At 60.9% G+C, this 5,101-nt stretch carries 4 protein-coding genes; all 4 read left to right on the forward strand.

Annotation, left to right across the window (positions count from 1 at the left end; translation table 11 throughout):
• Window positions 1-196: 196 nt before the first annotated feature.
• A complete protein-coding gene (locus Q5Q88_RS09215) occupies window positions 197-544 on the forward strand; it encodes a hypothetical protein (protein WP_302743153.1) in 348 nt (115 codons plus the stop codon).
• On the forward strand, window positions 537-731 hold the full coding sequence (locus Q5Q88_RS09220; RefSeq protein WP_302743155.1) for a hypothetical protein: 195 nt from the start codon (window positions 537-539) through the stop codon (window positions 729-731). The genes Q5Q88_RS09215 and Q5Q88_RS09220 overlap by 8 nt, the downstream gene beginning before the upstream one ends.
• A 419-nt stretch (window positions 732-1,150) precedes the next feature.
• The gene (gene asnB, locus Q5Q88_RS09225) at window positions 1,151-3,016 is read left to right on the forward strand and encodes an asparagine synthase (glutamine-hydrolyzing) (protein WP_118652327.1); all 1,866 of its coding nucleotides are present in this window, start codon (window positions 1,151-1,153) and stop codon (window positions 3,014-3,016) included.
• A gap of 94 nt (window positions 3,017-3,110) precedes the next feature.
• Window positions 3,111-4,721 carry a Mur ligase family protein gene (locus Q5Q88_RS09230; protein WP_302743158.1) on the forward strand — a complete coding sequence of 537 codons (1,611 nt, stop codon included), beginning with the start codon at window positions 3,111-3,113 and terminating at the stop codon, window positions 4,719-4,721.
• Window positions 4,722-5,101 lie beyond the last annotated feature (380 nt).

Consider the following 5,101-nt stretch of genomic DNA (forward strand, 5'->3'; position numbering starts at 1 on the left):
CGGGCCTGATCCTCTCGTAGATTTGTTCAAGAAGGTGTTGCCACATCAGACGGCCCCGAGCTCGACCTCGACCCCGGAGCGCAGGACGCCGCTGACCGCCTGTACGACATGCTCGACCCGGAGTATGTGGCCACAGCTGAATGATGAGTAAAAGAGGGGCGGTCCCCTCTTTGCGCATCTTGGGGAAGGAGCGAGGATGACGAGACGCGTGGACATAGGGGTGCCGGAGATCCGGGTGAACGAGACCGATTGCCGCGTGCTGTGGGCCGTGGCCACGCGCGCGCTCGCCGAGACGGGGCTGCGGTTCTCGCCCGTGGTGGCGAGCCTCGCGGAGCTGGCGATGTCCGTCGGGGTGGGCGCCCAGTCGGACATGGCGGCGTGCAGCGGACTCGCCGAGCGCGGGATCATGGTTGTCACGCTCCGCGTAAACGCCAGCGGCGGAAGGCTCGCCAACAGCTACGAACTCACCGCCGTGGGGCTGGAGGTCCTGCGCCTCGCGGAGAAGTGCGGCGCATTCGGCCCGGAGGGGAGCGGCGATGAATGATGGGAAGCTCAAGGTCATCATAAGGCGACTGAGCTGGGGCCTGCTCGTCGCCTTGGCGCTCTTTTTCGCCATGATGCGGCTGCGCTGGCTTAGGAATGCGGTGTTCGGTGCCCTCGCCCTCCTCGCCATCCCGTTTCTTCTCTTGTTGGGTTGGCTGGCCCCCGATCTCTATATCGATCTACTATGAAATTTGGATATCCACGGCGCGATAATAAGTAAGACTTCTCCTCATTGGAGAGAAGTTGCTAAACTTGGACATGCGTGATGTGATGGCGCGTGACGTTGTCGATCGTTATCCGCGCGCGGGGATCGCTCTCGCCAACCAAGTGGCAATGTGTTGCCTGCGTAACATCGGCTGTGGGTTATCTATCAATAATCTGGTGACTGATCTTAAAAAAGTGGGTTATCCCACAACGTGGGAGACCGTCTCCGAAACATTTCGGCTATCGAAGCAGGCGCATCTGTACAGTAGCGTTGGTGGATACTCCACGCCCCTCACTCTGACAACGCTGTTTTATTGAAGGGTGGGTTGCGGCCCTCCCTTCGTTATACAATTTTGGACATACGTGAATTTTGCTGAGGAAACTGCGCAAGAAAGGTTTGTCCATGTGCGGATTCGTAGGTTTTACCGGCCATGTCGAGGACGACGAGCGCGTTCTCACGGCGATGATGGACCGCATTGTCCACCGCGGTCCCGACATGGGCGGAACCCATATCAAAGATGGCGTGGCGCTGGGTTTCCGCCGCCTGTCCATTCTCGACCTCACCGAGGCGGGAGCCCAGCCCATGGGCAACGAGGACGGCTCGGTCTTTGTGGTGTTCAACGGCGAGATCTACAACTTCCAAGAGCTCCGCGCCGAGCTCGAGGCCGCGGGGCACACGTTCCACTGCAACGCCGACACCGAGGTCCTCGTGCACGGCTATGAGGAGTGGGGTGAGGGCCTGGTCGAGCGCCTGCGCGGTATGTACGGCTTCGTGGTGCACGACATGCGCTCCGGCAAGCTCTTTGGCGCGCGCGACATCTTCGGCATCAAGCCGTTCTACTACTACCAGTCCGACGAGGGCGACTTGATGTTCGGCTCCGAGATCAAGAGCTTCCTCGAGCATCCGCATTTCAAGAAGGCCGTGAACAAGCAGGCGCTGCGTCCGTATCTCACCATGCAGTTCCCCGCGACCGACGAGACCTTCTTCGCCGGCGTCTTCAAGTTGCCGGCGGCGCACTGCTTCACCTACGACATCGCCGCGGCGCGCATGGACGTGCGCCGCTACTGGGATGCCGATTTCTCGGACGACAATTCCAAGACGTTCGACGAGTACGTGGAGGAATGCGACCAGGTGGTCCACGAGAGCGTCGCCGCGCACCGCATCGCCGACGTCAAGGTCGGCTCGTTCCTCTCTGGCGGTGTGGATTCCAGTTATATCGCCGCGTGCCTCATGCCCGACAAGACGTTCTCGGTGGGCTTTGACTACAAGGACTTCAACGAGACGAATTACGCCAAGGAGCTTTCCGACAAGCTTGGGATCGAAAACTACCGCAAGATGGTGACGGCGGACGAGTTCTTCGAGGTGCTCCCCCAGATCCAGTACCACATGGATGAGCCGCAGAGCAATCTGTCGAGCGTGCCGCTGTGGTTCCTCGCCCAGCTCGCGGCCGAGCAGGTCACGGTCGTGCTTTCCGGCGAGGGTGCCGACGAGCTGTTCGCGGGGTACGCCTACTACGAGGACGTGCCCTCGATCGCTCGCTTCAAGCGGATTATCCCCCGCGGCATCCGTCGCGCCCTGGGGAACTTCGTGGCCGATAAGCCGTACTTCAAGGGCAGGAACTTCCTGCTCAAGGCGGCGGAGATGCCCGAGAAGTGGTTCACGGGCCAGGCCTTCGTGTACCGCCCCGACGAGATCGACGACGTCGTGAGACCCGAGTACGCCGGCGGCCCCGACGCGTTCGAACTGTGCGCCCCCGTCTACAGCCGCGTCCAGAATTTCTGCGACCTGTCCAAGCGCCAGTACCTCGATATGAACATGTGGCTGCCCGGCGACATCCTGCTCAAGGCCGACAAGATGTGCATGGCCCATTCGCTCGAGCTCCGCGTCCCGTTCCTCGACAAGAAGGTCATGGAGTTCGCCGAGCATATCCCGGCGCGCTTCCGCGTGAACGAGAACGGCAACAAGCAGGTTGTCCGTCACGCCGCCAATCGTATCCTGCCCGACGAGTGGGCCACACGCCCCAAGAAGGGCTTCCCGGTCCCGCTCAAGTTCTGGCTGCGCGAGCAGAAGTACTACGACTACGTAAAGGAGTACTTCACCGCCCCGTGGGCCGAGGAGTTCTTCGACACCGGGAAGCTCATGGCGATGCTCGACGATCATTTCGAGGGCCGCGCGCTCAACCAGCGCAAGATCTATACCGCGCTCACGTTCCTCATCTGGTACAAGCGCTACTTCATCGACGAGGACGCGCCTGCCGCCGCCGCGTAGCGCCCATGCGGACTGTCATCCGCAAACGATTGAACTAAAGCTGCGGGCGGACGTTGCATCAACTCCGCCCGCATTCGCATAGTGAGGAGACACCATGCCTAAAGATTCCCTTGCTCCCTCGGACAAGTGCTCTACGGCGTTGCCCCTGTTGACGCTGGAACAGTTGGTGCTCGCCTTGGAGGCGCAGGACATCTCCGTGCGGATCGTGGGCGATCCTTCGCGCGTTGTCTCGGGCATGGCCATTGACTCCCGCATAGTTGAGCCGGGCAATCTGTTCGTGTGCAAAGGCGCTGCGTTTCGCCCTGCATTTCTCGGCGGTGCCATCGAGGACGGTGCCGCCGCATATATGTGCGAGGGCGTTGGCGCCGAACTCGGGGTCCCTTCGGAGTTGCTCGCCGTGTCTCCATTGACCCCTGCGCTCGTCGTGTCCGATGTTCGCCGTGCCATGGCGATCGTGGCGCCTACCGTGTATGGGAACCCCGAGAAGGGGCTGCATATCGTGGGCATTACGGGCACCAAGGGAAAATCCACGGTGGCGTATATGCTAAGGTCCATCTTCTCGGCAGCTGGAATCGACGCCTCTATCTTGGGTTCCATCGAAACGGACGACGGCTTTGTCCACGAGGAGAGCCACAACACCACGCCCGAGGCTCCGGATTTGTGGCGCCACCTGTATAACACTACGCGCGCCGGTCGAGATCACATGGTGATGGAGGTCTCGAGCCAGGGCCTCAAGTACGACCGCGTGCTGGGGCTTCCGCTTGAAATCGGTTGCTTCCTCAACATCGGCCGCGATCACATCTCTGGCGTGGAGCACCCCGATTTCGAAGATTACTTCACCTCGAAGCTGCGCATCTTCGATCAGTGCTCCATTGCGGTGGTGAACGCGCGAACCGAGCACGTCGACCGCGTGCTTGCCGCCGCCGCGCATGCCGACCAGGTGGTCACCTTCGCAGTGGAGCATGCGCAAGGGCAGCCCGACGATCGCCGTACAGTCGAGGTGCAGTTCAGTGCAACCGACATTGCCCAGCTGCCCACGGGTGGTCTGGCGTTCACCGTGCGTGAGCGCGCCTCAAGTGGGCAGACGGCGTGCGCCGAGCGTGTCGAACTCGGCATGCCCGGTTTGTTCAACGTGGACAACGCGTTGGCAGCAGTGGTCATGGCGCGCCTGCTCGGCGTGGACTACGACTCCATTCGTGCGGGCCTTGCCCAGATTCGCGTTCCTGGGCGCATGGAGCTCGTGTCGTCTGCGGACGGCAAGGTGCTGGCAATCGTCGATTACGCACACAACGAGCTCTCTTTTGAGACCCTGTTCAAGTCCGTGAAGGCCGAGTATCCCGACCGTCGTGTGGTTGCCCTGTTCGGCGCCCCCGGCGGCAAGGCGCAGGAGCGCCGCGAGGCCCTGCCGCGCGTTGCCGGAGCCTATGCGGACCATATTGTGTATACCGAGGAAGACCCCGCGCACGAGCGCGTCGAGGATATCTGCGCCGAGTTGGCCTCCAATACGCCGGCAGGCGTTTCCCACGAGGTCATCCTCGACCGCGAGCAGGCTGTGAGGCAGGTGCTTGCGAGCGTGCTCGCCGCGGCGGAACGATCCGTGGTTCTGCTGCTTGCAAAGGGCGATGAGACACGACAGCATCGCGGCGACGAGTATCCCGAGGTAAAGAGTGATCTCGCGATTGCTCGTGAGGTGCTCGAAGGGTAGGCGTGGCGTCTGCACGCGCTACTAGACATGGCGTCCGTGCTGACGGGGGCTCTTGCAGTGCGTACGCGATACAAATACGCAAATGTTGAGGCATTTTCGCAAACTTGAAGTAGACCGGGTAGATCTGGTTGCAAAAGCCCTGCTAGATGAAGTGGCGTTTTTTCGAGTACTTCTCCTTCGGCGAAAAAGCCCAACATTTGCGTATTTGCAATCGCCTACGATGCTGCCGCGTCCCTTGGCGAGCTCAAAGAGGCTCGTTCGGCCATGACGTCCTCCAAATTGAGCGATTTTTTCCGATAGGACGGGAAAGAGGGGCCTAAAAGAAAAGGCTCTGTCACAACACACAGTTGATTTAGAGCATCTTCCCTATTTTCTATTTA

Source organism: uncultured Collinsella sp. (genome assembly GCF_959026545.1).
GTDB lineage: Bacteria > Actinomycetota > Coriobacteriia > Coriobacteriales > Coriobacteriaceae > Collinsella.

What these genes read in the sequence shown, in the direction of transcription:
- Q5Q88_RS09215 (WP_302743153.1), top strand. Translation starts at nt 197, where the DNA reads ATGACGAGACGCGTGGACATAGGGGTGCCGGAGATCCGGGTGAACGAG.
- Q5Q88_RS09220 (WP_302743155.1), top strand. Translation starts at nt 537, where the DNA reads ATGAATGATGGGAAGCTCAAGGTCATCATAAGGCGACTGAGCTGGGGC.
- asnB (WP_118652327.1), top strand. Translation starts at nt 1,151, where the DNA reads ATGTGCGGATTCGTAGGTTTTACCGGCCATGTCGAGGACGACGAGCGC.
- Q5Q88_RS09230 (WP_302743158.1), top strand. Translation starts at nt 3,111, where the DNA reads ATGCCTAAAGATTCCCTTGCTCCCTCGGACAAGTGCTCTACGGCGTTG.